Annotated in this window: 28 protein-coding genes; 13 read left to right on the forward strand and 15 right to left on the reverse strand. The window is 70.5% G+C overall.

Annotated elements, in window-relative coordinates:
* Positions 1–32: 32 nt before the first annotated feature.
* Together GA707_RS03235 and GA707_RS03240 are read right to left on the reverse strand one after the other, a co-directional pair.
* Positions 33–2390: a sodium-translocating pyrophosphatase gene (locus GA707_RS03235; protein WP_152176932.1), complete on the reverse strand. Its 2358-nt coding sequence runs from the start codon at positions 2388–2390 to the stop codon at positions 33–35.
* A 156-nt stretch (positions 2391–2546) separates the two neighbouring features.
* On the reverse strand, positions 2547–2891 hold the full coding sequence (locus GA707_RS03240) for an STAS domain-containing protein (RefSeq protein WP_152176933.1): 345 nt from the start codon (positions 2889–2891) through the stop codon (positions 2547–2549).
* A gap of 116 nt (positions 2892–3007) precedes the next feature.
* On the opposite strand from GA707_RS03240, the gene GA707_RS03245 reads away from it, so the two are divergent.
* From GA707_RS03245 to GA707_RS03255, 3 genes are all read left to right on the forward strand, one after another.
* Positions 3008–3760 carry an SDR family oxidoreductase gene (locus GA707_RS03245; RefSeq protein ID WP_152176934.1) on the forward strand — a complete coding sequence of 251 codons (753 nt, stop codon included), beginning with the start codon at positions 3008–3010 and terminating at the stop codon, positions 3758–3760.
* Positions 3697–6099: a DEAD/DEAH box helicase gene (locus GA707_RS03250; RefSeq protein ID WP_370459979.1), complete on the forward strand. Its 2403-nt coding sequence runs from the start codon at positions 3697–3699 to the stop codon at positions 6097–6099. Before GA707_RS03245 ends, GA707_RS03250 begins: the two co-directional genes overlap by 64 nt.
* Positions 6100–6283: 184 nt before the next feature.
* Entirely contained in the window at positions 6284–6811 is a 528-nt protein-coding gene (locus GA707_RS03255; RefSeq protein ID WP_152176935.1) for a stage II sporulation protein M, read from the forward strand.
* 96 nt (positions 6812–6907) lie between these two features.
* Here GA707_RS03255 and GA707_RS03260 read toward each other — a convergent pair whose 3' ends face one another.
* Positions 6908–7399 (reverse strand): hypothetical protein, encoded by a 492-nt coding sequence (locus tag GA707_RS03260; RefSeq protein WP_152176936.1) that lies wholly within the window; start codon positions 7397–7399, stop codon positions 6908–6910.
* A 51-nt stretch (positions 7400–7450) separates the two neighbouring features.
* On the opposite strand from GA707_RS03260, the gene GA707_RS03265 reads away from it, so the two are divergent.
* Complete coding sequence (locus GA707_RS03265) at positions 7451–7753, forward strand: hypothetical protein (RefSeq protein WP_152176937.1); 303 nt, start codon at positions 7451–7453, stop codon at positions 7751–7753.
* Positions 7750–8280 carry a hypothetical protein gene (locus tag GA707_RS03270; RefSeq protein WP_193315134.1) on the forward strand — a complete coding sequence of 177 codons (531 nt, stop codon included), beginning with the start codon at positions 7750–7752 and terminating at the stop codon, positions 8278–8280. Before GA707_RS03265 ends, GA707_RS03270 begins: the two co-directional genes overlap by 4 nt.
* A gap of 89 nt (positions 8281–8369) precedes the next feature.
* Here the strand turns inward: GA707_RS03270 and GA707_RS03275 are convergent, their stop codons facing one another.
* The 9 genes from GA707_RS03275 to GA707_RS03315 form a co-directional block, all read right to left on the reverse strand.
* A complete protein-coding gene (locus GA707_RS03275) occupies positions 8370–8867 on the reverse strand; it encodes an Rv3654c family TadE-like protein (RefSeq protein ID WP_152176939.1) in 498 nt (165 codons plus the stop codon).
* Positions 8864–9265: a hypothetical protein gene (locus GA707_RS03280; protein ID WP_152176940.1), complete on the reverse strand. Its 402-nt coding sequence runs from the start codon at positions 9263–9265 to the stop codon at positions 8864–8866. The genes GA707_RS03275 and GA707_RS03280 overlap by 4 nt, the downstream gene beginning before the upstream one ends.
* Complete coding sequence (locus tag GA707_RS03285) at positions 9262–9552, reverse strand: DUF4244 domain-containing protein (RefSeq protein ID WP_370459980.1); 291 nt, start codon at positions 9550–9552, stop codon at positions 9262–9264. Before GA707_RS03285 ends, GA707_RS03280 begins: the two co-directional genes overlap by 4 nt.
* Before the next feature lie 89 nt (positions 9553–9641).
* Positions 9642–10217, reverse strand: a complete 576-nt coding sequence (locus GA707_RS03290; RefSeq protein ID WP_193315135.1) for a type II secretion system F family protein — start codon at positions 10215–10217, stop codon at positions 9642–9644.
* On the reverse strand, positions 10214–10834 hold the full coding sequence (locus GA707_RS03295; RefSeq protein WP_152176943.1) for a type II secretion system F family protein: 621 nt from the start codon (positions 10832–10834) through the stop codon (positions 10214–10216). Before GA707_RS03295 ends, GA707_RS03290 begins: the two co-directional genes overlap by 4 nt.
* Positions 10831–11766, reverse strand: coding sequence for a TadA family conjugal transfer-associated ATPase (locus GA707_RS03300; protein ID WP_152176944.1), 936 nt, complete (start codon positions 11764–11766; stop codon positions 10831–10833). The genes GA707_RS03295 and GA707_RS03300 overlap by 4 nt, the downstream gene beginning before the upstream one ends.
* On the reverse strand, positions 11766–12518 hold the full coding sequence (locus GA707_RS03305; RefSeq protein ID WP_152176945.1) for a hypothetical protein: 753 nt from the start codon (positions 12516–12518) through the stop codon (positions 11766–11768). The genes GA707_RS03300 and GA707_RS03305 overlap by 1 nt, the downstream gene beginning before the upstream one ends.
* Before the next feature lie 598 nt (positions 12519–13116).
* Positions 13117–13995, reverse strand: coding sequence for a hypothetical protein (locus tag GA707_RS03310; protein ID WP_226963491.1), 879 nt, complete (start codon positions 13993–13995; stop codon positions 13117–13119).
* 104 nt (positions 13996–14099) lie between these two features.
* Positions 14100–14636, reverse strand: a complete 537-nt coding sequence (locus tag GA707_RS03315; protein ID WP_152176946.1) for an HdeD family acid-resistance protein — start codon at positions 14634–14636, stop codon at positions 14100–14102.
* 195 nt (positions 14637–14831) lie between these two features.
* On the opposite strand from GA707_RS03315, the gene GA707_RS03320 reads away from it, so the two are divergent.
* From GA707_RS03320 to GA707_RS03335, 4 genes are read left to right on the forward strand one after another with little or no spacing between them, the layout of a single operon-like run.
* Positions 14832–16052, forward strand: coding sequence for a histidine kinase (locus GA707_RS03320; protein WP_193315155.1), 1221 nt, complete (start codon positions 14832–14834; stop codon positions 16050–16052).
* A 5-nt stretch (positions 16053–16057) separates the two neighbouring features.
* Complete coding sequence (locus GA707_RS03325; protein ID WP_152176947.1) at positions 16058–16828, forward strand: LytTR family DNA-binding domain-containing protein; 771 nt, start codon at positions 16058–16060, stop codon at positions 16826–16828.
* A gap of 17 nt (positions 16829–16845) precedes the next feature.
* The gene (locus GA707_RS03330; protein ID WP_152176948.1) at positions 16846–17238 is read left to right on the forward strand and encodes a hypothetical protein; all 393 of its coding nucleotides are present in this window, start codon (positions 16846–16848) and stop codon (positions 17236–17238) included.
* A complete protein-coding gene (locus tag GA707_RS03335; RefSeq protein ID WP_152176949.1) occupies positions 17235–18791 on the forward strand; it encodes a cation acetate symporter in 1557 nt (518 codons plus the stop codon). Before GA707_RS03330 ends, GA707_RS03335 begins: the two co-directional genes overlap by 4 nt.
* A gap of 22 nt (positions 18792–18813) precedes the next feature.
* Here GA707_RS03335 and GA707_RS03340 read toward each other — a convergent pair whose 3' ends face one another.
* Both GA707_RS03340 and GA707_RS03345 read right to left on the reverse strand, forming a co-directional pair.
* Entirely contained in the window at positions 18814–19215 is a 402-nt protein-coding gene (locus GA707_RS03340; RefSeq protein ID WP_152176950.1) for a universal stress protein, read from the reverse strand.
* A gap of 56 nt (positions 19216–19271) precedes the next feature.
* Positions 19272–20129: a thioesterase family protein gene (locus GA707_RS03345; RefSeq protein ID WP_193315136.1), complete on the reverse strand. Its 858-nt coding sequence runs from the start codon at positions 20127–20129 to the stop codon at positions 19272–19274.
* Between the two features lie 167 nt (positions 20130–20296).
* Between GA707_RS03345 and GA707_RS03350 the strand changes: the two genes are divergently transcribed.
* The 4 genes from GA707_RS03350 (at position 20297) to acs (ending at position 25067) form a co-directional block, all read left to right on the forward strand.
* A complete protein-coding gene (locus GA707_RS03350; RefSeq protein WP_152176952.1) occupies positions 20297–20638 on the forward strand; it encodes a hypothetical protein in 342 nt (113 codons plus the stop codon).
* Positions 20639–20678: 40 nt separating this feature from the next.
* The gene (locus GA707_RS03355) at positions 20679–22292 is read left to right on the forward strand and encodes a cell wall metabolism sensor histidine kinase WalK (protein ID WP_152176953.1); all 1614 of its coding nucleotides are present in this window, start codon (positions 20679–20681) and stop codon (positions 22290–22292) included.
* A 3-nt stretch (positions 22293–22295) separates the two neighbouring features.
* On the forward strand, positions 22296–22973 hold the full coding sequence (locus tag GA707_RS03360; RefSeq protein WP_152176954.1) for a response regulator transcription factor: 678 nt from the start codon (positions 22296–22298) through the stop codon (positions 22971–22973).
* A gap of 144 nt (positions 22974–23117) precedes the next feature.
* Entirely contained in the window at positions 23118–25067 is a 1950-nt protein-coding gene (gene acs, locus GA707_RS03365) for an acetate--CoA ligase (protein WP_152176955.1), read from the forward strand.
* Between the two features lie 138 nt (positions 25068–25205).
* Here acs and GA707_RS03370 read toward each other — a convergent pair whose 3' ends face one another.
* The gene (locus tag GA707_RS03370; RefSeq protein ID WP_152176956.1) at positions 25206–25556 is read right to left on the reverse strand and encodes a monovalent cation/H(+) antiporter subunit G; all 351 of its coding nucleotides are present in this window, start codon (positions 25554–25556) and stop codon (positions 25206–25208) included.

The raw sequence follows: 25556 nt of genomic DNA on the forward strand, positions 1-25556 counted from the left end.
GTGCCGGCATCGGCACGCGGATCCGCCTGGCGTCAGTGGATCTGCTCGGGGTGATGCGCCATCCCTATCGCGGCGTCGGGGTCGGCGTCGGTTCCGATGGCCAGGTCCTTACTTTTGGAATAGGCGACGGCCGCCACGATGATGACGAAGGCGACCGCCGCGATGCCGTAGCGGAATGGAGCGCTCTCGTTGGCACCGATCGAGAGTCCCACAATGGCCGGGGCGATGAGCACCGAGACGAGGTTCATGACCTTCAGGAGAGGGTTGATCGCCGGGCCGGCGGTGTCCTTGAACGGGTCGCCGACGGTGTCGCCGATGACCGCGGCCGCATGCGCCTCCGAGCCCTTGCCGCCGTGGTGTCCGTCCTCGACGATCTTCTTCGCGTTGTCCCACGACCCACCGGAGTTGGCCAGGAACACCGCCATCAGGGCTCCGGCGCCGATCGCACCGGCGAGGAAGCCGGCGAGCGGGCCGATGCCGAGGCCGAAGCCGACCGCGATGGGCGAGAGCACCGCGAGCAGACCGGGGGTGGCGAGCTCGCGCAGTGAGTCCTTGGTGCAGATGTCGACGACCTTGGCGTAGTCCGGCTTCTCCGAGTAGTCCATGATCCCGGGGTGCTCCCGGAACTGGCGCCGGACCTCGAACACGATCGCTCCGGCAGCCCGGGTGACCGCGTTGATGGCCAGACCGGAGAACAGGAACACGACCGCCGCTCCCAGGAGCAGGCCGACGAGGATGTTCGGGGTGGTGATGACGCCGAGCGCATCGGAGATGAAAGCCTGGCCCTGCTCCTGCGTCACCCCGCTGGTGTCCGTGTCCCGCACCGCGGACTGCCACGCATCGGTGTACGAGCCGAACAGCGCTGTGGCGGCCAGCACCGCCGTGGCGATGGCGATGCCCTTGGTGATGGCCTTGGTGGTGTTGCCCACCGCGTCGAGGTCGGTGAGGATCTGGGCGCCGTCTCCGTCGACGTCCCCGGACATCTCGGCGATGCCCTGGGCGTTGTCGGAGACGGGGCCGAAGGTGTCCATCGCCACGATGACGCCGACCGTCGTGAGCAGACCGCAGCCGGCGAGCGCCACGAGGAAGAGCGCGAGCGCCGTCGAGCCACCCCCCAGGAGGAAGGCGAGGTAGACGGCGCCACCGATGATCGCGGCGGTGTACACGGCCGACTCGAGGCCGACACCGATGCCGGACAGCACGACCGTGGCCGGGCCGGTGAGCGTGGTGCGGGCGACGTCGAGCGTCGGGCGCTTGTCCGTGCCGGTGAAGTAGCCGGTCAACCAGAGGATGATGCCGGCGAGCACGATGCCGATGACGACCGCCGCGAGCGCGATCAGTCGCGGGTCACCGTCCAGGGCCGACACGGTCTCGTTGGTCGCGCCGAGCTCGGCGAAGGTGGCCGGGAGGTATGTGTAGGCCGCGATGGCGGAGAGCACCGCGGAGATGAGCGCCGAGATGTAGAAGCCCCGGTTGATCGCCTTCAGGGCGTTCTCTCCCGGACGGGTCCTGGTGATGTAGACACCGATCAGGGCCGTGACGGCGCCGATCGCGGGGACGATCAGAGGGAAGACCAGGCCGTAGGTGCCGAAGGCGACCGACCCCAGGATGAGTGCCGCAACGAGCATGACCGCGTAGGACTCGAACAGGTCCGCGGCCATCCCCGCGCAGTCGCCGACGTTGTCCCCCACGTTGTCCGCGATGGTGGCCGCGTTGCGCGGGTCGTCCTCGGGGATCCCCGCCTCGACCTTGCCCACGAGGTCGGCTCCGACGTCGGCAGCCTTGGTGAAGATGCCGCCGCCCACCCGCATGAACATCGCGAGGAGCGCCGCGCCGAATCCGAAGCCTTCGAGCACCTTGGGGGCGTCGCCCTGGTACAGGAGCACGACGATCGAGGCACCGAGCAGACCGAGGCCGACCGTCGCCATCCCGACGACGCCGCCGGTGCGGAACGCGATCCGCATGCCGGCCTCCTGGTCCCCGACGCGCGCGGCGGCGGCGACCCGGACGTTGGCCTTGACCGCGAGGCTCATGCCGAGGTAGCCGATCGACGCCGAGAACAGGGCCCCGACGACGAAGAAGACCGACCGGCCCCACAGCACCCCCGCGCCGTCGGCCGGGAGGGCGAGCAGCAGGAAGAAGACGAGCACGACGAAGCCGCCGAGGGTCTTGAACTGGCGGGCCAGGTACGCCTGCGCGCCCTCCTCCACCGCTCCGGCGATCTCGCGCATGTTGTCGGTCCCCGAGTCGGCGGACAGCACCTGTTGCCGGAAGACGAAGCCCATCACGAGCGCGATGAGCGAAATGGCGCCGACGACGACGACCAGCGTGTAGTTGAGACCGCTCAGCGTGAGATTCGCATCGACGGCCGGCAGCGCGAGGCTGACCATTCCATCCTCCTTGACGGGTACGAGAGAGGGCGACCGCAGCCAGTGTGTGCCGCACGTCGCCGCGAGCGACCCTACCTGTGCCGCCGGTCACACGTCCTGTCGTCGGCCTGTGAAGGCCATCACGTGGACGGGAGAAGGCCCGATCGATCGACCCGATCAGTCGATGAGGGCGGCCACCGCGTCGTCGACTGACTCGTGGATCGGGAACACCTCGTCGAGGCTGGTGATCGCGAGCACCCGCGCGATCCGCGCCGAGCTGCACACCAGGTGCATGTCACCCCCGAGGTCACGCACGGCCTTGAGCCTGCCGACCATCACGCCGAGTCCGGTGGAGTCGAGGAAACGCACCTCACCCAGGTCGAGCACGATGCGGTGGTGTCCGGCAGCGATCACCCGGTCGAGCGCATCGCGCACCGTCACCGCGCTCGCGACGTCGATGTCGCCACCGAGGCCGAGGATGAAGACTCCGTCGTGCTGGGACGTCGTGACCGTGACCTGCACGCGCTCGCTCCTAGGGAAGGGTTCGTCTGCTCGAACGCTTACGGTATCGAGGGAAGCCCCTCCACCCAAAGACGCGGCCCGACGACGGCCGCCGACACCACCGCCCAGGAGCAGCCATGACGACGACCCTCATCACCGGAGCCAGTTCCGGTCTCGGCTCCGAGATGGCCCGCCAGCTCGCCGCACGGGGCGAGGACCTTGGATTGTGCGCGCGCCGGACCGAGCGTCTGGAGGAGCTGCGGACGGAGATCACCACCGCATACCCGGAGCGCACGGTCTCGATCGCCGCCCTCGACGTGACCGACGACGAGGCCGTCTTCCGCGTCTTCCGCGCGTTCCGGGACGAGTTCGGCACGATCGACCGGGTAGTGGTCAACGCCGGACTGGGGAAGGGTGCGCCCATCGGCAAGGGCCGCTACGACGCCAACAAGGCGACGGCGATGACGAACTTCGTCGCCGCCCTCGCGCAGTGCGAGGCCGCGATGGAGATCTTCCGCGAGCAGCGCTACGGCCACCTCGTGATGATCTCGTCGATGTCCGCCTTCCGCGGGATGCCGGGGGCGATGACGACCTACGCGGCGACCAAGGCGGGCGTTGCGGCCCTCACGGAGGGGATCCGTCACGAGATGGTGGGCAAGCCGGACCTCGACATCGACGTCTCGGTCCTCTACCCCGGCTACATTCGCTCCGAGATGAACGAACACGTGAAGAACACGCCGTTCATGGTCGACACGGAGACGGGTGTCGCGGCGATGGTCGCGGCGATCGAGAAGCGCACGGCCCATGCCCGGGTCCCGTCTTGGCCGTGGAAGCCGATGGGCACCGCGATGCGGCACCTGCCCCTCCCTCTCGTCCGGCGGCTGACCTGAACGCGTCTCCCGACCTGAGCGCTGGGCTCGACCTGAGTGCGGGACATGACCCGCAGGCGTGGCTGCGTCTGCTGACCGACCGGCACGGCCCGGAGCGCGTCACCCACGTCGAGCAGCTCCCGGAGCGTCCCGGATCCCTCGCCGAGTGGCCCGAGTGGGTCGCGCCGGAGGTGTATGCGGCGCTCGCCGGAGCGGGACTGCGCACTCTGTGGTCGCACCAGCGGGAGGGGATGGACCTGGCCCACTCGGGGCACGACGTCGTCGTCTCGACCGGCACGGCCTCGGGGAAGAGTCTGGTCTACCTCGTCCCGACCCTCTCGGCCGTGGTCGAGGGGTTCGCGAGCCCGACGGGGCGGGGTGCGACAGCGCTCTACCTCTCCCCGACCAAGGCTCTGGCGGCCGACCAGCTGACACGCCTGACGACCCTTGCGGTGCCGGGGGTCCGGGCCGCGACCTACGACGGCGACACCCCGACGGAGGAGCGGCGGTGGGCCAGGGACCACGCCCACCTCATCCTCTCCAACCCCGACCTGGTCCACCACTCGATGCTGCCGCGCCATCGGCAGTGGTCCCGGTTCCTGCGGGCCCTGCGCTTCGTCGTCGTCGACGAGTGCCACGTCTATCGCGGGGTGTTCGGCTCGCACGTGTCCGCCGTGCTGCGTCGGCTGCGCCGGGTGTGCGCACGCTACGGGGTCGACCCAACCTTCGTGCTGGCGTCGGCGACGGTCGCCGACCCGGCAGAGCACGGTGAGGCTCTCATCGGCCGGCCGATGACGGCCGTGACGACCGACGGCTCGCCCCGGGCGGCCATGACCGCGGTGCTGTGGGAGCCGAAGACCGACGACGAGTCCGGCGCCCGCGTCTCGGCGACGACCGAGGCGGCCGCGCTGATGGCCGACCTCGTCGAGACCGGTGCGCAGACGGTCTCCTTCGCCCGGTCCCGGGCGGGGGTCGAGGCACTGGCCACCTCGACCCGGCGGCGGCTGGCCGGGCGACAGGTCCTGTCTCCCGACGGCACCCCGCCGCCGGTTGCGGCGTACCGCGGTGGTTACCTGCCGCAGGAGCGTCGCGAGCTCGAGCGTGAGGTCCGTTCCGGCCAGATCCGCGGCCTGGCGGCCACCAACGCCCTCGAGCTGGGCGTCGACGTCGCCGGCCTGGACGCGGTGGTCGTCGCCGGTTGGCCCGGTCGGCGGGCCTCGTTGTGGCAGCAGTGGGGTCGCGCGGGCCGTGCAGCGCGGCCCGCCCTCGGGGTGTTCGTGGCCGCCGACGACCCGCTCGACGCCTACCTGATCCGGCACCCCCGCGCGGTGTTCGGGGAGCCCGTCGAGCACACCGTCATGGATCCGGGCAACCCGCGGGTGCTCGCGCCGCACCTCGCTGCGGCCGCTGCCGAGGTCCCGCTGACCGACCCCGACTTCGATCTCTTCGGACCGCATGCACGCGATGTGGTCGACCGGCTGACCCGCGCCGGGATCCTCCGCCGGCGGCCGACCGGCTGGTACTGGGCCCGCGAGGACCGGGCGACCGACCACGTCTCACTGCGCGGCGTGGCCGCCGTCGTCTCGATCGTCGAGCGAGGCACCGGGCGGGTTGTCGGGACGATCGACGAGGCGAGTGCGCATCAGCAGGTCCACACGGGCGCGGTGCACGTCCACCAGGGCGACAGCTATGTCGTGACCGAGCTCGACCTCGACGCCGGCGTGGCGACGGTCGTGCGGGGCGACCCCGGGTGGTCGACGACGGCGCAGGCGCGCAGCGAGTTCCGGATCGTGCGCCGCGACAGGACGATCCGGTATGCCGGGGCCGAGGTGTCGTACGGAGCAGTCCGGGTCACGGGACAGGTGACGTCGTTCGTGCGCCGGTTGCCCAGCGGTGAGGTGATCGGGCAGCACGGCCTGGATCTGCCCGAGCGGGCCCTGGAGACGATGGCGGTCTGGTGGACCCAGAGCGAGGAATCGCTCGCCGCCGTGGGTGTGGTCGCCGAGCACATCCCCGGTGCGGCACACGCGGCCGAACACGCGGCGATCGGCATGCTGCCCCTCATGGCGACCTGCGACCGGTGGGACATCGGCGGCGTCTCGACCGACCTCCACCCCGACACCGGCGCCCCGACGATCATGATCTACGACGGTTACCCGGGTGGCGCCGGGTTCAGCGAGCAGGCCTTCGGGCAGTGGCGGGCATGGCTGACAGCGACGGCGACCCGCGTGCAGGAATGCGCATGCGAGCGAGGCTGTCCCTCGTGCGTTCAGTCGCCCAAGTGCGGCAACGGAAACGAGCCGCTCGACAAGGTCCGCGCGTGTGCCCTGCTGCGGTCCGCCCTCGCCGACGGAGTGTGAGTGGTTCTGCCGGGACGTAGGCAGCCAGGTGGGCCGAGAGCGACACCTGGCGGACCGACGCGGCATGTTCGTGTTGTCCGGCGTGGACTCCACATCGCGGTTAGATTGGGAGGGACCACGCCCTCCGCAACGTCCGTTGACGCTCCGGACGGCTCCGCTCAACCGTCAGGGGGAAGCACCGGCCATGATCATCCTGGGTCTGATCTTGATCGTGCTCGCGCTCGCGGGTGCGTTGTTCCTGTTCGTCGGAACCTCGGCCCTCGATCCGATCCAGCTCGAAGTGCTCAACCAGTCGTACTCGATGTCACCGCTCGCGCTCGTCATCGCCGGCGCGGTCGCGATGACGCTCCTGTGGTGGGGATGGGCCTTGGTCCGGATCGGGACGAGGCGGCGGGTGCGCAAGAGCCGGGAGGCCAAGGAGGCCGCCCGACAGGCCGAGCTCGACCGGGCCGCGCGCGAGAAGGAGAACCAGGCGAAGTGGGAGCGCGAGCTGCGCGAGCGCGAGCGTCAGGTTCGGGAGACCGAGGCCCGGCTCGCCGAGCAGCGGATCTCGACGAGCGAGGCGCGCAAACGAGCGGAGGTCGCCGAGCACAAGGTGGACGAGGGTTCCGCCCCTTCCTCGGCGCCGGGCGCGCCGACCCAGCCGGTCACGTCCCGCCCGGCAGAGTCCGCCCCCCGGCCCACCGACGGTACGGAGCCGCCTCCCCGGTGACCGAGGCCGTCTACCGCACACCTTCGGATGAGACGTCTTCCTTCGCGACACCTTGCGACTCGCGGCTCGCGGCTCGCGAGAGACGACGAGGCACAGTCACGGTCGGACTGTCTCGGTGTACTCGCCTTCGTTGACGTCGACCGTCACCGGCAGGTCTGACGGACCGAGCGGGACCACGAACTGACGAGGGTCGAGGACCTGGGTGCAGGACTGCCCAGCCGACTGCGAGGTAATGGTGACGTCGATCCTCGCATCCTCCTTCTCCACCGCGTAGGCGACCGAATGGCACGGGGTCGGGGTGCTCCCGGCGACGTCCAGGAACAGCTGGACCGGGAAGGACTCGGCCACTCGGACACTGACGCTCTCGAGGTAGAACGGCGCGTCTCCCGTGGTGTCCGACAGAATCGGTGGGGAGGACGGCGAGCTCGACGACCCGTCACCCGCACCGCACCCTGATGCGGTGAGGGCGGCGATCATCACGGTGAGGATCGTCGCGCCGATGGTCATGGTCCGCACGTGGATTAGGACGCCGGCGACCTCCACGAAGTTCCGGGCACCGGAGCGGTGACGCACCGTGGCGGGGTGCACAAACATTAGATTCTCCGCCACTGGCATTCACCACGCCTTCGGGAGACGCCCATGGACCCCATCTTCATCGTCATCGTGGCCAGCCTGTCCATCGCCATCGTGGCGGGGATGTTCGCCAACCGGTTCGTGCGACCGTTCGCCACGACCGAGGTCCAAGGTGTCAAGCTCGAGGCGCTCGTCGGGCCGCTGGTCTCGCTCACCGTGCTCCTGCTGGCCTTCACCCTCGTGACGATCTTCGGGTCGTTCCAGCGCGCCCAGTTCAGCGCCAGCGAGGAGGCGCGCAAGGTCGACCACCAGTTCGAGATGGCCCAGCTCGCGTCAGAGCCCCAACGTCAGCAGCTGATGGCGCCATGACGTGCTACGCGCTCGCCGTGAGCTCGTACGAGTGGGACACGATGGCCGACTCGAGGACGGCGCCGGAGGTGTCGCCGTGGACGGCGAGCATCAGGGGCGGCGTCAGCGACCTGGTCGCCGCCGAGACCGTCCCGACACCTGTCCTGTCCGCCATCCTCACGGCGGACCGCGACCGCGGAGAAGCGCGCTCGAAACGGCTCACGGAGGCCAATCCCGCCATTCCGACGCCCCTGAAGATCCTGCTCGTCGTGACTGCCTCAGCAGGGCTGTTCGCACTCGCCACCTTCACCCTCCCCAACGTCCGCCGGCGCGTCCAGCTCGGAGTGCTGATCACCCTGGGGAGCGTCTTCACTCTGTTCCTCGCCGTCATGGCGGACATGGACCGGCCCTACGACGGCGCGATCGCCCTGCCACCACGAGATATCACCCGCGTATCCGGGGACCTGCTCGAGGATTATCGCGCTGAGTACCCGACGGTTCCGCTGCCGTGCGACGACACCGGGCGCAGCCTCGAAACAGAGTCCTGACACCCTCCCCGAGGAAGGACGCCGACGTGCCCTGCCCCCTCGGTCCGTATGAGCGGCAGACCCGCGACCTCGATCGCCGACTCGACATCTCACTCCGCTCCAGTCTCCCGGCCGGCGACCGCCGCACCGGGCCCATGTCGGTCGTGCGCGCCGCTCGCAGGCTGGGGACCGGCTCGGGCCCGGGCCACGGCCCGACCCGGCCCGGGCGACCAGGACGCCCCGATGGTGGGGATCACGGTCACCTCGACCGTGAGGTTGACGGCCCGGTCGATCTCGCAGCCGGTCAGGGCGCCTCCGTTGTGCTGGGCGACGGCGGCTGCGGCACCGCACGCGCCTTCAGAGCCGACCCTGGGGCGGCCCTCCTCGAGCGCAGCGACCATCGCGCCGGCTCCGGCAACGGCGCTCAGATCCGCCGCGACCTGCGCCCGAGAGGATGCGACGGCAGCGCTGACGGCCAGACTGCCGGCGCACCCGAGAACGATGACGACGAGGCACGCTGCGAGGATCATCGGGGTGGCCGATCCACGCTCCGCTCTCCGCGCCGAGGACAGCGCCCACCATGCCGACATCGCTCGGAGGAGGGTCATGATCGCTCGTCCCGAGCCACTGCCTCGACGGTCACGCGATCCGGCAGGACGTGCCCTGCCAGACCGGCGCGAACCGGAACGCTGACCCGCACGACGACCAGCCCAGACGCGTCCCCGACGCTCATCGATGATCCCGCGGGCAGTCGCGGCTGCACGTCGGCCCAGAGCCGTTCCGCGCCCGCCGCGCCGCTGTGGGCAGCCTCTCTGGCCACCAGCCCTGCGACCGAGGTCGCCCCGGCGCGGTCCATGCCCGCGCGGAGCCCGGCCAGGACGACGGCGAGGACGAGCAGGAGTGAGACGAGGCCGACAGCCAGCTCGGCCGTGGCCATGCCTGTCTCGAGGCGCCGACCACCAGCCTGCGAGGACGACTCCTGGTCCCGCCCGTCCTCGCGAGTCACGACGCCGCCGACAGCGCGGTCGTGATGATCCCGGTGAGCGCCGACGTGACCGCGTCCGAGCGGACGACTCCGAGCAGCGCCACCGCGAAAGCCACCGCCGCCATGGTCCCGACGGCGTACTCCGCCGTCGTCATTCCCACCTCGCCTGCCGAAGCCGGCGCCCCGTCGGGCCTGTTCCGATCGGGCTCGTGGAGGGGTATCCGCCGGCCCCGTCTCAGATGTTTCGTCATGTCCGTCCTTCCGTCGACGACGGGTGCTCCACCCGATGTGGACCGCCGTAGGACCATGCTGCGACCGGTGGCCGGTGGCCGGGAGGTGCGCAGAACGGCGCTGTGGGCGACACCCCCGAGGGACGGGGTCGATGTGCATCCACGGGTCAGCCGGTGAGCTGTCGTCGGGTCATGACCAGAACGAGAGGAAGGACCGTCGTGCACATGAAGGCCGGAAGTAGCACCAGCCCCAGGGGAAGGACGAGGCGGACGCTCACGCGCCCGATGGCCGCCTCGTGCGCCTCACCCTCACGCCGCAGCATGTCTCGTGCCGCCGTTGCCAACAGCGGCCCCGGATGCACGCCGGCCTGCGCCGCGACGGTGAGGGCAGTGCACACCGGTCGCCAGATATCCGGTGCCGAGGCCCACGCGAGCGCCGGCTCATCCGGATTGTGGCCGTAACCTCGCAGGACGCGGTGCAGGTCGGCTGCTACCTGCGGGCCCGAGTGCTCCGCCACTCGTTCGAGGGCGGCCACGACCGGGAGTCCGGTCCGGAGTGCGACGACGAGGAGCTGAGCGGCCAGGGCGACGTCGGTCGCGGCCCCATCACCCTGTCGATGCCGTCGCCAGCTCCGGTGCGAACCCTCCCAGGTCATCCGACCCGCCCTCGGGGCTCGTGCGCCCCCCGGCCATAGGGCGGTGCCGGCAACGAGGAGCATCAGACCGAGGACGAGTCTCGTCATCGCTGACCCGCGTGAGCGGGGTACGGCCGCGGCCGCGTGGCCCGGTCGACCATCGCGCGAGTCCACCACCATCCGGCCAGGGTCAGGACCATCCCGGTCAGGACCGACGCCGCTCCCGGGATCGAGGAGGCGTACATCTCCTGCGGATCGGCGCCGATGACGACGGCAAGGACGGGCCCGGCGAGGGGAAGCGCAGTGAGCAGCCGCCGGGACGTGCGAGGGCCCGCCGCGAGACCCTCGAGCCGCCCCCGCAGGCGGGCCTCCTCCCGCAAGTGCGCGGCGATGCCGTCGACGGCATCGGCCAGCGGCCCGCCGGTGCGCAGGGCGAGGTCCCAGAGCCCGCCGACGGCGCGGTAGGACTCGGCCGCGGCACCGCGATCCTCCGGACGGCACCACGCCTCAACCGTCGGTCTACCAGCGCGCATGCGGTCATGGACTGCGTCGACACGGTCGCCTTCGCCCGCTCCCCACGCTGTGGCGTGCGCCATGAGGTCGAGGGCCCCGCTGGGCGACAGACCTGCGCGCAGCGCCGACCCCACGACCTCCAAGGCGTCGGCGAGCGCCTCACCGGGGTCCTGGGCCGGTGCAAGTCGCCACGACGAGCGAGCGATGCTCATGACCTCCTACCCGGCTCAGTGGGCCCGGCGCGGTCACGGTGCTTGGTCCGCGTCCCGAGCGGCCAGGCCACGATCTCGGACACGCGACGACGTCCGTCGGTCCGCTCGAGGTGGACGACCACGTCGATGGCGGCCACAGCCTGGGTGCGGACGGCTGCGGGCGACAAGCCTGCGAGCGTTCCGAGGGCCTCGAGCCTGGCCATGACGTCAGCGGCCGAGTTGGCATGGACCGTCGCGAACCCGCCCTCGTGCCCGGTGTTCAAGGCGCGGAACAGGTCGATCACCTCGGCCCCCCTGACCTCCCCGACGACGATGCGATCCGGCCGCATGCGCATCGCCTGGCGGACGAGATCGGCCATGGTCACCTCTCCTGCCCCCTCGACGTTGCGGTGACGCGACTGGAGCCGAACCACATGCGGATGCGCCGGAACGAGCTCGGCGACGTCCTCGACGAGCACGATCCGCTCGCGCGGCGCGACACTGTCCAGCAGTGCGCCGAGGAGGGTCGTCTTGCCCGATCCCGTGCCTCCGGTCACGAGGATCGTCCGACGCGATACGACGAGGGACCGCAGACGCGCAGCGTCGGCGCCGGTGATCGAGCCCGCTGCCTCCAGGTCGGCCAGGGTGAACGGTCGTCGACGGGCGACTCGCAGAGAGATGTGCGCACCGTCGCAGGCCACGGGTGCGAGCACCGCGTGCAGCCGGAGGCCGCCGGGCAACTGACCGTCCGCGTAGGGGAGGGAGTCGTCGAGCCGGCGGTCCGCAGCGGCTGCCAGACGCACGGCGAGCCGGCGGACGGCGTCGGGATCGGGCAGACTCTGCGGGGCGCGTTCCAGCCGGGCTCCCCGGTCGACCCAGATCGTGCCGTCGCCGTTGATCAGGACGTCCGTGACGGATGCATCCGCCGTCAGCTCCCGGAGCATGCGGTCCATCAGGCGCGCGCACGGCCCAAGCCGGTGGCGACCACCCGAGGGACCGCCGGAGGTGGCGCCGGCCGAGCGAATGCCAGCACCTCGTCAGCGATGGTGTCCACCGCGCACCGAAGGACACCGGGCGGAACGCCTTCGCGCTCGTGGCGGAGCACGGCGGAATCATCGGGCAGGTGAGCGAGGAACGGCAGACGCAGCTCTGCGCCGAGGGCCGCGCCGTGCCGGTCCCGGCCGGGCGCGCGGGTGACCAGTACCGGAGTGGTCCGGCCGAGAGGAGCGGAGTCGAGAAGCGCGGCGAGGTCGGCCGCACCCCGCGCCGTCGTGCGGGCCAGGACGACGATGAGGTCGACGCGGGCCAGCAGGTGCACCGGCGGGCGCGGACCGCAGTCGACGACCACGACGTCGGCGGCAGCGCCAACGGTCTCGAGGACATCGTCGACGAGTCGCCACTCTGGGGGTCGTGTTCCGGCGCCGCTCAGGACGTGGACGTCATCCGCTCCCGGCAGGGATGCCACCCGCACCGGGCCTGCTGGGACCGGTGGGGACCAGGCTGCGTCCTCGATGTCGGGCCATCGCATCCCACCGAGATGCTCAAGGCACATGGTTGTCTCCAGTCCGCCACGCGGGTCGAGATCGACTCCGACCCTGACGCGGCACGACTGAAGCACCGCGTGTGCCCGCATGGCGAGCGTCGCCACGAGGGTCGAGGCGCCAAGCCCCCCGGATGCTCCGGTCACGCCGATCGTCACTCCCATGGCCTCAACCGTGCCTACAGGGGTGCACCACCGCGAGGATCAACCGCGGCCTTGGGGACGACGCGCCCGGCCAGTGCGAGAGATGTGGATGAAGACCGGGAATGCGACCCGGGAAAGGGGACGGCCCCGGTCGGGGGCGGGCCCACCCGAGCGGGGACGGAACCTACTCCGGGGGAGCGTGCGACCCCGGGAAAGGGGACGGCCCCGGTCGGGGGCGGGCCCACCCGAGCGGGGACGGAACCCACTCCGGGGGAGCGTGCGACCCCGGGAAAGGGGACGGCCCCGGTCGGGGGGACAACCGGGGCCGTCGACGCGCCAGGCCCCGGGGGGGAGAGGCCGGTGCGTCGTTCGCTGCGACCCTTGCGGGGAGCGAGTGGCTCCATCTTGCGGCATAACGACTGGTTGACGCAACACGGAACCCGAGGAAGACGCTGAATACCCGCAGGTACGCGGATTCCGCAGGCTTAGCGAAGTCCGCCCGCCGATTCCTGACCTGCGAGGACGTCTTCCGTGGAATCCGCAGACTCACCACTGGATGGCCGATAGATAACGAATCCTGATGGACGCCAGGTTGTCCTCACGGACCATCAGGAATGCGTCAGAGCCCCGCGGGCGCTCCTGGCAGCCGGCCGGCGAGAACCGCGTCGGCGACCAGCCGACCCTCCTCTGCCGAGCTGACGAGCGCAGCGCAGCAGTGCTCGATCCAGAGCCGAACGCCGTCGCGCGAGCCCGTCGCGTAGGCGGTCAGGGCGCCCACATACGCGGGCAGCCCCTGCCGAAAGTGTCCTAGCTCCGTCACGGCCACGCCGGTGGGGTCCAGGCCGGTCGCCTGCACGAGCGAGCGCTCCAGCGCGCGGGCCACCACGCCGTTGCCGTGCGTGAACGGTCGCAGCGTGGCCACTTCGGCGTGCGCGACCGCCGCGACCAGGGCCCCCGGCACGTCGGCATGGCCCCGGAGGACGTCCGACAGCATGCTGAGGCGATCCCGCACGCCCAGGGCGTCGGCAGGCGGACCCACGTCGACGAGCTCGTCACTACCCTCCCCGGCGAGCCTGGGCCGCCCGACCGCATCGGCTGGGACCCGGCCACCCACGGCCGCGACGTGAAGGCGCGCCAGCGCCTGCGCAGGAGCACCGAGGACCGTCGTGCGCACCTCTTCGGTGGCTGCTGTAGCGGTGACCACCCCACGCATGACCTGTTCGACCGGGTCCGGCTCGGTCGGCCACGCTCTCACGCCCGCCATGAGCTCGCGCACCATGTCCACCGGCAATCGGGCCCCCTCCAGCTCTCCACTGGCCTGGGCGCCACGCACCCGAGACTCGGCGGCGGCCTCGGGAATGCGGCGCCGCAACGCCTGGTGCCAGCGCAAAGCCGTCATGGCCTCGCGCACCTCCCCGATGGCCGTCCTGACCTCGGGCCAGTCGGCCATCCGGCTCAGCGCGGCGGCGGCGGGGGGAACGTCGGAGAGGTCGGACACGTCTCCACGCTATCCCCGACACGATCCTGGCCCGACCGGCTGACGCGGGGCAGGGAACGGAAAAGCCGGTCAGCGGCCGCGCCCACCCGAACTCGTGAACTGCCTCAGGCGGCCTGGGCAGGTCGGAGCCGACCGACGGCGATGAGGGTGATTCCCTCGATGAGCGTCTGGATCGCCACCAGAGCGCCCAGGAGGGTCAGCGTGGCGGTGCCGAGGTTGAACAGCACCCAGAGGCCGAGCGCGACCGAGATCAGCCCCGAGATGATCAGCAGCCAGCGCGACTCCGAGGCCTGGCTCGCAGCGACGACGCGGGTGAGCCCGGAGGCGAAGAACAGCGCACCGGCCATGAGAGTCAGGCTGAGCGCACCGACGGCCGGGTTGCGCAGGAGGAACAGTCCGAGGACGGCGAGGATGGCACCACCGAGCGCCGCGGACCAGAAGCCCCCCGAGCGCAGCCGGAAGAACGCTGCGACGACCAGGACGAGTCCCGCGATGAGCGCCATCCAACCCAGGAAGAGCACCGACACTGCTGTTGCGACGACGACATTGGTGAGCAGGATGATGCCGGCGATGACGACGAGGATGCCGAGGATCACGTCCCAGGCGGTGCGGCGGACGACGAGAGTGGAGTCGGCGGACATGACCATGAGGATGTCCGCGCCGCATTCGGGATCCATCACCCGGTTCGGGTGGCTGCGAGCATCCGCGCCGCCACTCAGGACGGAACGGCCCAGCATGGAACGACTCAGTATCGTGTCGTCATCACCGGCTCCGGCGGAGCGCGTCCGCCCATCGGACCCGGAGCGCCGACCGGACGCGACAGGGCGGAGGGCCACATGGTCTCGGGCGGGCTGCATCCCCCGACGGCGGTCGTCGTCCTCGTCGCGGCAATCCTCATCGCTGCCGGCTGGATGCTTTGGCGGCGTCATCGGGAACGCACGCACGGATTCCTCTCCGACGTCGACCGAGCCACCTACGAGACCCTGCACACGGTGTCCCTCGCCGCCAAGCCGCTGCGTGAGGGACTCACCGAGGATGGCGCCACGCGCGCGGCCCGCCACCTTCTCGACATGCTCCATGCATCAGCCGTCGCGGTGCAGGGTGTGCCCCGAACCCTCGCCTGGGTCGGCGCCGGAGAGCATCACCGCGAGGAGGTCCGAGAGCACACGGCATCGGTCATCCGGGACGGTCAGACCGTTGTCATCCCCACCGGACGCCTGAGCTGTGACGACCTCGAATGCCCGATCAGGTCCGCCGTCGTCGCGCCCCTGGTCGTCGACGACCTCGTCGTGGGTGCCCTTGCCGCATACGCCCCCGAGAGCTCGGCCGGGCTGGCCCGCGCGACCGAGGAGATCGCTGGGTGGGCCTCGTCACAGCTGCAGCTGGCGGAGCTCGGTCGGGAGCGGACGCGGGCCATGGAGGCCGAGTTGCGCGCGCTGCGCGCACAGATCAGTCCGCACTTCGTCTACAACTCCCTGGCGGCGATCGCGTCGTTCGTTCGGACCGACCCCGAACGCGCGCGCGAGCTGCTGCTCGAGTTCGCCGACTTCACCCGGTATGCGCTGCGTACCGGGGGTGCGTTCACGACCCTCTCCGAGGAGCTGCGCAACGTCGAGAGGTACCTCGTCCTCGAGCAGGCGCGCTTCGGCGACCGGCTCTCGGTGTCCCTGCTGATCGCCCCTGAGGTGCTCCCGGTCCAGGTTCCGTACCTCGCCGTTCAACCGCTGGTCGAGAACGCGGTCCGCCACGGTCTCGCCGGCAAGACGACACCGGGCACGTTGACCCTCGAGGCCCGCGACCTGGGCGCCGAGGCGGAGATCGTCATCGAGGACGACGGGGTCGGCGCAGATCCCGAGCGAGTGCGCGCAGCGCTGGACGGAGGGGCCGACGGCGAGAACGTCGGGCTGGGCAACGTCGACGCGCGTCTCCGTCAGGTCTACGGGGACGAGTACGGCCTCGTCATCGAGACCGCACCGGGTGCCGGGACGAAGGTCTCGTTCCGGGTGCCGAAGTTCGCCCCGTCCCTCCACCAGGGCGGCGCAAGCGTCGTAAGGTGAGGCGCATGCCCGCAATCGACGCCGATGGGGGAGGCACGTTCGACCCGCTCACCGCCCTGATCGTCGACGACGAGGCACCGGCTCTCGCGGAGATGCGCTTCCTGCTGGAACGGGACGAGCGGATCGGGCGGATCCTCACGGCCTCGAGCGGGATGGATGCGCTCCGGGCCCTGGAGTCGGAGCGGATCGACGTGGTGCTTTCGGACATCAACATGCCCGGCCTCGACGGTATGGAGCTGGCTCGCGTCATCGCGCGCTTCGCCGAGCGGCCCCAGATCGTCTTCGTGACGGCCTACGACGAGCATGCCGTCGACGCCTTCGCGGTCAATGCCACGGACTACGTCATGAAGCCGGTGCGGGCGGAACGACTGACCGAGGCCATCCGCCGGGTGGTCGGCCAGCTCCGGGGCGGTGATGCGGCCCCGACGCCGGTCGAGGACGAGACCATCCCCGTCGAGCTCGGCGGCGTCACCCGGTTCATCAACCGCAGCGACATCAGATACGCGCTGGCGCAGGGCGACTACGCCCGGCTGCACACGGCGGGCGGATCCCACCTGGTGCGGATCCCTCTCAACACGCTCGAGGAGCGGTGGGAGTCCGCCGGCTTCGTCCGGATCCACCGCTCGACCCTGGTGTCGACGGCGCACATCAGCGAGGTCCGGCTCGAGCGGGGTCGGTTCGTCGTCGTGATCGGGGACACCGAGCTGCAGGTGAGCCGCCGGCACACCCGCGACCTCCGAGAGCGCCTGCTGAAGCCGCGCGTCGCCGAGCGCTGAGCCGAGGTCGATCGGGTATGCGCGAGACGCCCTCCCCGGAGGGGACCCCAGAGCGGGTCCGGGTGACGAGCTCACGCCGGACTTCGCGTGCACCCGCCCGGCGGCCGCTCGAGACCGAGCTCGACGAGCAGACGGTCCTCGGGGAGGTCTACCTCCGTGGGCTGATGCGGGCCCAGTTCCGCCTGGCGGCGACCATCATCGCCTTCGGAGTCGCGGGCCTCGGCGGGCTGCCACTCTTCTTCTGGCTCGTGCCCGACGCCCGGGACCTGCGACTCTTCGGACTGCCCGTCGCGTGGCTGCTGATCGGCGTGCTCGTGTACCCCGTCACCGTCATCGTGGCCGCGTCCTACGTGCGGCGGGCGACCCGGCTGGAGAGCACCTTCACCGACTTCGTCAAGCGGCTGTCATGACGAACGACGACTTCGACGCGTTCTCGGTCGCCGCCATCGTCCTCGTCTGTGTCGTCACCCTGGCGGTCGGCGCGTTCGGACTGCGACTGTCCCGGACCACGAGTGACTTCTACGTCGCTTCGCGACTGGTCAGCCCGACCCGCAACGCGAGCGCGATCAGTGGCGAGTACCTCTCGGCCGCGAGCTTCCTCGGGGTCGCGGGTCTGATCTACGAGCGGGGCTTCGACTCCCTGTGGTTCCCCGTCGGCTACACGTCCGGCTACGTCGTCCTGCTCGTGCTCGTGGCCGCGCCGTTGCGCCGGTCCGGTGCCTACACGATCCCCGACTTCGCGGAGATGCGGATGCAGTCCTCCGCCATCCGGCGGATGGCGGCCCTGCTCGTCGTCGGCATCGGATGGCTGTACCTGCTCCCTCAGTTCCAGGGAGCGGGCCTGGCACTTCGGTCGGTCACCGGATGGCCGACCTGGGTCGGCGCCGCGGTCGTCGTCGTCACCGTCGTCCTCGGTGTCGCAGCGGGTGGGATGAGGTCGATCACCCTGGTCCAGGCGATGCAGTACTGGCTCAAGCTGTGCGCCCTGGCGATCCCCGCCTTCGTGCTGCTCTGGCTCTGGACCTCACAGGGGGCTCCTGGCCCGCTCGAGGTCGCCGGCCCCGACGCCGATCTCAGCGCCTGGTACGAGCCGCTGACCAACTTCCCGGACGATCCGTACCCGCTCTACTCGACGTACAGCACGCTCCTCGCCCTCTGTCTGGGAACGATGGGGCTGCCGCACGTGCTGGTCCGCTTCTACACGAACCCCGACGGTCGCGCGGCCCGACGCACGACTGTCGTCGTCATCGGCCTGATCGGCCTGTTCTATCTCTTTCCGCCGATCTACGGGGTCCTCGGCCGCGTCTACCTGCCACCTCATCTCGCCGAGATCCCCGTGGACCAGATCGTGCTCGAGCTGCCGAAGGCAGCGTTCCCCGGCCTGACCGGCCAGATCCTCGCCGCCATCCTCGCGGGCGGCGCGTTCGCCGCCTTCCTCTCAACCGCATCGGGGCTCGTCATCTCGATCGCCGGAGTGATCGGCCAGGACGTCCTCCGCCCGGCCCTGGCCCGCGTGACCGCCGGCGACAGCGGCGTCATCCAGAGCTTCCGGCTCGCCACCGTGGTCGCAGTCGTCGTGCCCTTCCTCGGATCGGTGCTCACGGCGCCGTTGGGTCTGGCCCGGACCGTCAATCTGGCGTTCGCCATCGCCGCCTCCACGTTCGCGCCCCTGCTCCTACTCGGCGTGTGGTGGCGACGGCTGTCGGTCCCCGGCGCCTTCGCCGGTCTCGTCGTGGGCGGCGGCCTCGCCACGACGGCGACCATCGTGACCGTCGTGCTGCGGCCCGACCCCGGCTGGCTCGCCACGGTGCTCGCCCAGCCCGCAGCATGGTGCATCCCAGCGGCATTCGTCACAGCCGTCGTCGTGTCCCTCCGAACGCCGGACCGCATTCCGGTCGGGACCGCCAAGATCCTGGCCCGGCTGCACACTCCCGAAGGCGTCGAGCTGCAGTCGCTCAGGTGAGCGCCGACGAGCGGCAGCCGGCTCAGCCCTCGACCAGCGCCGGCGGAACCGCCAGCACCGGGATGGGCGCGTCCAGGACGATCTTCTGGGCGATGCTGCCGAGGAGGACCTTGCCCACGGCCGACCGACGTCGCAGGCCGACGACGAGGACGCAGGCCCGGACCCGCTGGGCCTCGTCGAGGACGCCTTCGGCGACGTCGGGGGCGACAGGACGGCGGATGACGAAGTTGACGCCCGTGCCCCGCAGGTAGGCCTCGAGCTCCTCGAGGGTCTCCGGGCCGGCATATCTCGGGGCCTCGTAGTCCTGTTCGGGCGTGGTGTGGATGACGACGAGGGTCATCCGTCGACGCCTGGCCTCCTCGACTGCGAGTCGCACGGCGGCCCGGCTCGACGGTCCTCCCGCATAGGCGACCGCGACTGTCATGTCTCTACCGTGGCACCGATCGGCGCCGGCCGCGCGTCAGTCGGTCGCCGAATCCGTCACGATTTCGGGATCCGGACCGCCGCGAGCTGGCGTGACTGGGCGACCAGACGGCCGGTGGAGTCCCAGATCCTGGCATCCTCCTCGAGCAGGGTGGCCGCGAAGTTGTCGGTCGCGAGCTCGACCTGCAGCCATCCGGGAGCCGGAGCCGCCCGCACGTGCCCACTGAACTCGAGCGTCGGCGCCCAGCCCATGAGTCCCAGATCGAAGGCCACCGGGGGTAGCGCGTCGAGGAAGAAGAGCAGTGACAGCGGATCCGCAGGGCGACCGTCGGCGAACCTGACCCAGCCCCGCATGCGCCCCTGACGGGACGGCTGCCCCACGGCCCACATGGCCGTCGCCGGATCGAGCCTGAGCTCGACGCGGTGCATCAGCGGCGGGAACGGCACCGGGCTCTCGCCGGGGACGTCGTCGAGTCCGACGCACTCGTGCGGTGGGGGCATCCGGGGCGGAGGCGCCTGTCGCCGGACCGGGTCCGACATCGCGGCGAGATCGCCGAACGTCGCGAGGGCGCGAATGCGCTCGACCCGGGCGCCATCGTCCTCCTGCCAGAGCGAGACCTGTCCGGTGGAGATGGTCCGCCCGATTCTCACGACGTCGGGCTCCACCGCATACGGGCCGGGGCGGGCCGCCGACAGGAAGTAGGCGGACAGCGCGAGACAGTCGGGATGGCCCCCGTCCGCATCCAGCAACGGATGCAGTCCGGCCGCCAGCCGCGCCATCGCGAACCCGCCGTTGACGGCATTGCCGATCGTCCACCCTTCGAGCAGCTCGGGCGCGGAGAGCGCCCGGTCGAACTCGCTCCCCTCGTCCCCGGGCTCGAACCTCGGCTCGATCTCGGGTGAGGGCTCACGCATGGGTGTCAGTCTGCCAGCGGCCGGTCCGCGGACGCGCATCGGGTGACCGGGCGCGCGCCACGGCGCGAGGACGACGGATCGGGTGATGAGAGCACTCTCATCGCAGATGAGAGGACTGTCATCGCTGCGAGCGTGATCAACGCCCGACCAAGGGCGAGGATGGATCCATGGTCACGACGGGACGGATGGTCTGGGTCGGCTGGGGCGTGCTCGCCGCAGCCGCCGTGGCACTCCTCGTGGCGCTCGCAGGCGGACGGACCGAGCCTGTGCTGGGCGACCCCGTCGAACTCGAGTCCCCCGCTCCCGCGGTCACCCTGGAGCCGACTCCGGACGGATCGGCTCCCGGTCAGATCACCTCTCCCGCGCCCTCGCCCAGCGAGACCGCGACCGCCCCGGCGACCCCGACCGCGTCCCGAACGACCGCCGTCGTCCCTCAGCAGCCCGTGCTCGTGCCGGATGATGATGATGACGACGACGAGGATGACGACGATGACGACGATGACGACTGAGCACTGGGACTGAGCACAGAGGACGGAACGGCGGACGACGATGACGACGGATGCAGCGGCGATGGCTCCGGGGCCCGCTCGGGCTCCGCGACGCTTCCGGCTGACGCTGCGCCGGCGCATCGTGGGGTCGATCGCCGTCCTGTCGGCGATCGGCCTGCTCACCGCCGGCCTCGCGGCGCTCCTCTTCGAGCGCGAGCGCATTCAGGAGAGCGTGTTCGTCAGTCTGCAACAGGAGATCGGTGAGTTCAGAGAGCTCGCCGACAACGGCGTCGATCCCGAGACCGGCCTCGACTTCGCCGAGCCGGACCGTCTCATCACGGTGGCGATGCAACGCAACATCCCCGATGCCAACGAGATCTCCATGGGGTACGTCCCGGGAGGGACCATCGTCCCTCCCGACACCGCGGGGGCGGTCCACGGCGAGGAGGCGTTCAGGGTGGAGGTCACGCGCCACGTGACGACCGCATACGGCACGTACTCCTCCCCAGCCCACCCGGACGTCCTGTATGCGGTGCTCCCGATCGAGCTGAACGGCGCTCTCTCGCACTACGTGATCGCGCATGACATGCGGGCCGAGTACAGCGAGCTCGACGGCACGATCCGCGTGTATGCGGTGGCCGCGTTCGTGGCCTGGCTAGGCCTGATCCTCGCCGCCTGGATGCTCGCCAGGCGGATCCTTGCCCCCATCGACGAGCTGAGCACCACCGCGGACCTGATCAGCGAGACCGACCTCAACCGGCGGCTGACGGTGACCGGCGGGGACGAGATGGCGGGAATGAGCGCCACCTTCAACCGCATGCTCGACCGGCTCCAGGCCGCCCTCGGCGCCCAGCGACGCATGCTCGACGACGCCGGCCACGAGCTGCGGACCCCGATCACGATCGTGCGTGGGCACCTCGAGCTGATGAACGGCGATGACCCGGCCGACGTCGAGTCGACGCGCGCCCTGGCGATCGACGAGCTCGACCGGATGAACCTCCTGGTCCAGGACCTCATGCTGCTCGCCAAGGCCGAGCGGCCCGACTTCCTCACCCGCGAGCCGGTCGAGCTGCACCTGCTAGTGGAGGAAGCCCGCGACAAGGCGAGCGGTCTGGGCGAGCGGCAGTGGCTCCTCGATCCGTGCGAGCCGATCACCATCGAGGCCGATCCCCGACGGCTCACCCAGGCGCTCCTGCAGCTGGCGAGCAACGCATACCGCGTGACGGCACCCGGCGACGTCATCGCCTTCGGGTGCGCCAGCAGCGCCCAGGGCGTCCAGCTCTGGGTGCGCGACACCGGCCCGGGAGTGCCGATCGCGGACCGGGAGCGGATCTGGAACCGGTTCCAGTCCGGGACGGGGGTCAGCGCCGGTGGGACGGGTCTGGGCCTGGCCATCGTCAGGGCCATCGCCGAGGCCCACGACGGGACCGCGAGCGTGACGACGGCGACCCCCGCCGGCGGCGCGAAGTTCATGATGGAGCTGCCGGCCCGAGCGCGGGTGGGCAGCGGCACACCCGGCATACTGACCGAGGTGATCACGGTAGAGCGGAGCTCCCAGGACGGCGACCTCCCTGCACCGGATCCCGCCAACGACACCCAGCTGCGCGACCGCGCGCACCCACGCACCGAGGACCTGCCCCTCATGGAGCGTCTCCTCGGTCCACGGAAGGAGTGACCGGTGAGCCGGATCCTCGTCGCCGAGGACGAGAGCCGGATCGCCTCGTTCATCGCCAAGGGCCTGACCGCCAGCGGGCTGAGCCCGATGGTCGTCGAGGACGGCCCGACCGCGATGGCCATGGCGCTGACGGGTGAGTTCGACCTGATGATCCTCGACATCGGCCTGCCCGGGATGGACGGATTCGAGGTGCTCAGCCGCATCCGCGACGGCGGTTCGTCGCTGCCCGTCATCATCCTGACGGCACGCGACTCGGTCGCCGACACGATCGCGGGGCTCGAGGGCGGCGCCGACGACTACATGCAGAAGCCGTTCAGCTTCGGTGAGCTCCTGGCCCGCATCCGGCTCCGGCTGCGGACCGCGCAGAACGGGACGACCGCGGCCGATCCTGCGGCGACCGTCATCACGGCGGGCGACATCACCCTCGACATGCGCACCCGACGCGTCACGGTGAGGGGCAAGGAGAGCGATCTCAGCTCGAGGGAGTACGTCCTCCTCGAGACCTTCATGCGCCATCCCGGGCACGTGCTCACGAGAGAACAGCTGCTCAGTCACGTCTGGGGGTACGACTTCGACCCGGGCAGCAACGTCGTCGACGTCTACGTCCGCTACCTCCGCAAGAAGATCGGAAGCGACACCATCGAGACCGTCCGGGGCATGGGATACCGGCTGCGGACCTGACGTTGTCGTCCGGCGCCGGCCGCGACCGCTGAGCGAGGGAGCCGCCCGCCGGTCGGATTCCTCGACGGTCGCTGTTGCCGCGGACGGTGTTGTCTCGTTGGATAGGGGGACGTGCCGACGATGCCACCTTCGTGAGGAGACCCCATGACCGAGAGCAGTCTCGCCCCCACCGCCGAGTTCGCCGCCCAGGCCAACGGCCGACCCGAGCTGTTCGATCAGGCCGACGCCGACTACGAGGCGTTCTGGGCCGAGCGGGCTCGCAGCCGCATCTCCTGGGCGACCGACTTCGAGACCACCCTCGACTGGAGCGAGGCACCCTTCGCCAAGTGGTTCGTCGGGGGAGAGCTGAACGTCGCATACAACTGCGCCGACCGGCACGTCGAGGCCGGCAACGGGGATCGCGTCGCGATCCACTTCGAGGGCGAGGGCGGGGACACCCGCACGATCACGTATGCGGACCTCGCCCAGGAGGTCAAGCGCACCGCCAACGCGCTCGAAGCCCTCGGGGTCTCGACCGGGGATCGGGTCGCCATCTACATGCCGATGATCCCCGAGACGGTGTTCACGATGCTCGCATGCGCCCGGATCGGCGCCCCTCACTCGGTGGTCTTCGGTGGCTTCTCGGCCGATGCGCTGCGATCGCGGATCGAGGACGCCGAGGCCAAGGTCGTCGTCACCACCGACGGCCAGTTCCGCCGGGGCAAGCCGGCGCCGCTCAAGGACGCGGTCGACGCCGCTCTCGACGGCGGGTCGTCGGTCGAGAAGGTTCTCGTCGTGCGCCGCACCGAGGGTGACGTCACCTGGCACGAGGGGCGGGACGTCTGGTGGCACGACGTCGTCCCGGCTGCGTCCGACGAGCACGAGGCGCAGCCGCACGCCTCCGAGCACCCGCTCTTCATCCTCTACACCTCGGGCACGACGGGGAAACCCAAGGGCATCCTGCATACGAGTGGCGGTTACCTCACCCAGGCTGCGTACACGAACTCCGTCGTCCACGACGTCCACCCCGAGAGCGACGTGTACTGGTGCACGGCGGACGTCGGCTGGGTGACGGGCCACAGCTATATCGTCTACGGCCCCTTGGCCAACGGCGCCACCCAGGTGATGTACGAGGGAACCCCCGACACTCCGCACCAGGGCCGTTGGTGGGAGATCGTCGAGAAGTACGGCGTGACGATCCTGTACACCGCGCCCACCGCGATCCGGACCTTCATGAAGTGGGGCGACTCGATCCCCGCGAAGTTCGACCTATCCTCGATCCGCCTGCTCGGATCGGTGGGCGAGCCGATCAACCCCGAGGCGTGGAACTGGTACCGCAAGCACATCGGGCACGGGGAGGCCCCCATCGTCGACACGTGGTGGCAGACGGAGACCGGCGGCATCATGATCAGCCCGCTCCCGGGGGTCACCGAGCTCGAGCCGGGCTCGGCCCAGCGTCCGATCCCGGGGATCAGCGCCGAGATCCTCGACGACGAGGGGCAGCCGACGCACGAGCCGGAGAAGGTGGGGTACCTCGTCCTGACCAAGCCCTGGCCGGGCATGCTGCGTGGTATCTGGGGAGACCCGGATCGGTACAAGGACACGTACTGGAGCCGGTTCGGTCCCGAGTACTACTTCGCCGGTGACGGCGCGAAGTACGACGAGAAGGGCAACATCTGGCTCCTCGGTCGCGTCGACGACGTCATGAACGTGTCGGGCCACCGGCTCTCGACGGCGGAGATCGAGTCGTCCCTCGTGGCGCACCCGAAGGTCGCCGAGGCCGCCGTCGTCGGTGCGACGGACGACACCACCGGGCAGGCGGTCTGTGCCTTCGTCATCCTGCGCGAGGAGGCGGTCGAGGAGGCCGACGAGGTCGGCGAGGGTGGTGACCTCGTCCAGGAGCTGCGCAACCACGTCGCCAAGGACATCGGCCCGATCGCCAAGCCGCGGACGATCATGATCGTCCCCGAGCTGCCCAAGACGCGCTCGGGCAAGATCATGCGGCGCCTGCTTCGTGATGTCGCCGAGCACCGCGAGGTCGGCGACGTCACGACTCTCGCCGACTCCAGTGTCATGAACCTCATCAAGGAGGGCATGGCCACGCCGGCCGACTGACGGCAGGCGGGCGGCCTTCGTTCCTGACATCGCGGCGGACGGTTCAGCGGTGGCTATCCGGGGTGGTAGCCACCGCTGCACCGTCCGTGGCGGGCTGAGCCGGTGCCCGCTCGAGCGCGTCGATCGGACCGGACCCGGTCAGCGGCGGCCGGCGAGCTCGTTGGGTCGGGTCTTGGGATCCAACGACGCTCCGGACCGATACGCAGCCCGACCAAGGGTGTTGCTCGCTACCGAGGACACGATGACCGAGCCGGCGATGGCGAGCAGGACCTTGACCAGGTCGACCCAGACCCAACCTGACAGGAGGCTCTGCTGGATGAGAGCCGCCGTCAGGATCAGTGGCATGCCCACCGCCGTCGCAGGCCCCAGGGAGTTCACTCGGCTGACCGCATCGCGCACGCGGAGAATGGCGACCGCACTCACGAGGAACCCGAGAGCGCCGAGGATGGCCAACGCTCCAGCCACGACGGCAAGGACGGACTCGGTCAT

The organism is Nostocoides sp. F2B08 (assembly GCF_009184895.1).
GTDB lineage: Bacteria > Actinomycetota > Actinomycetes > Actinomycetales > Dermatophilaceae > F2B08.

Coding starts and splice junctions, on each gene's coding strand:
- GA707_RS03235 (WP_152176932.1), bottom strand. CDS start 2,390: ATGGTCAGCCTCGCGCTGCCGGCCGTCGATGCGAATCTCACGCTGAGC.
- GA707_RS03245 (WP_152176934.1), top strand. CDS start 3,008: ATGACGACGACCCTCATCACCGGAGCCAGTTCCGGTCTCGGCTCCGAG.
- GA707_RS03255 (WP_152176935.1), top strand. CDS start 6,284: ATGATCATCCTGGGTCTGATCTTGATCGTGCTCGCGCTCGCGGGTGCG.
- GA707_RS03265 (WP_152176937.1), top strand. CDS start 7,451: ATGGACCCCATCTTCATCGTCATCGTGGCCAGCCTGTCCATCGCCATC.
- GA707_RS03270 (WP_193315134.1), top strand. CDS start 7,750: ATGACGTGCTACGCGCTCGCCGTGAGCTCGTACGAGTGGGACACGATG.
- GA707_RS03275 (WP_152176939.1), bottom strand. CDS start 8,867: ATGACCCTCCTCCGAGCGATGTCGGCATGGTGGGCGCTGTCCTCGGCG.
- GA707_RS03285 (WP_370459980.1), bottom strand. CDS start 9,552: ATGGTCCTACGGCGGTCCACATCGGGTGGAGCACCCGTCGTCGACGGA.
- GA707_RS03290 (WP_193315135.1), bottom strand. CDS start 10,217: ATGACGAGACTCGTCCTCGGTCTGATGCTCCTCGTTGCCGGCACCGCC.
- GA707_RS03295 (WP_152176943.1), bottom strand. CDS start 10,834: ATGAGCATCGCTCGCTCGTCGTGGCGACTTGCACCGGCCCAGGACCCC.
- GA707_RS03300 (WP_152176944.1), bottom strand. CDS start 11,766: ATGGACCGCATGCTCCGGGAGCTGACGGCGGATGCATCCGTCACGGAC.
- GA707_RS03305 (WP_152176945.1), bottom strand. CDS start 12,518: ATGGGAGTGACGATCGGCGTGACCGGAGCATCCGGGGGGCTTGGCGCC.
- GA707_RS03315 (WP_152176946.1), bottom strand. CDS start 14,636: ATGTCCGCCGACTCCACTCTCGTCGTCCGCCGCACCGCCTGGGACGTG.
- GA707_RS03320 (WP_193315155.1), top strand. CDS start 14,832: ATGGTCTCGGGCGGGCTGCATCCCCCGACGGCGGTCGTCGTCCTCGTC.
- GA707_RS03325 (WP_152176947.1), top strand. CDS start 16,058: ATGCCCGCAATCGACGCCGATGGGGGAGGCACGTTCGACCCGCTCACC.
- GA707_RS03330 (WP_152176948.1), top strand. CDS start 16,846: ATGCGCGAGACGCCCTCCCCGGAGGGGACCCCAGAGCGGGTCCGGGTG.
- GA707_RS03335 (WP_152176949.1), top strand. CDS start 17,235: ATGACGAACGACGACTTCGACGCGTTCTCGGTCGCCGCCATCGTCCTC.
- GA707_RS03340 (WP_152176950.1), bottom strand. CDS start 19,215: ATGACAGTCGCGGTCGCCTATGCGGGAGGACCGTCGAGCCGGGCCGCC.
- GA707_RS03345 (WP_193315136.1), bottom strand. CDS start 20,129: ATGCGTGAGCCCTCACCCGAGATCGAGCCGAGGTTCGAGCCCGGGGAC.
- GA707_RS03350 (WP_152176952.1), top strand. CDS start 20,297: ATGGTCACGACGGGACGGATGGTCTGGGTCGGCTGGGGCGTGCTCGCC.
- GA707_RS03355 (WP_152176953.1), top strand. CDS start 20,679: ATGACGACGGATGCAGCGGCGATGGCTCCGGGGCCCGCTCGGGCTCCG.
- acs (WP_152176955.1), top strand. CDS start 23,118: ATGACCGAGAGCAGTCTCGCCCCCACCGCCGAGTTCGCCGCCCAGGCC.
- GA707_RS03370 (WP_152176956.1), bottom strand. CDS start 25,556: ATGACCGAGTCCGTCCTTGCCGTCGTGGCTGGAGCGTTGGCCATCCTC.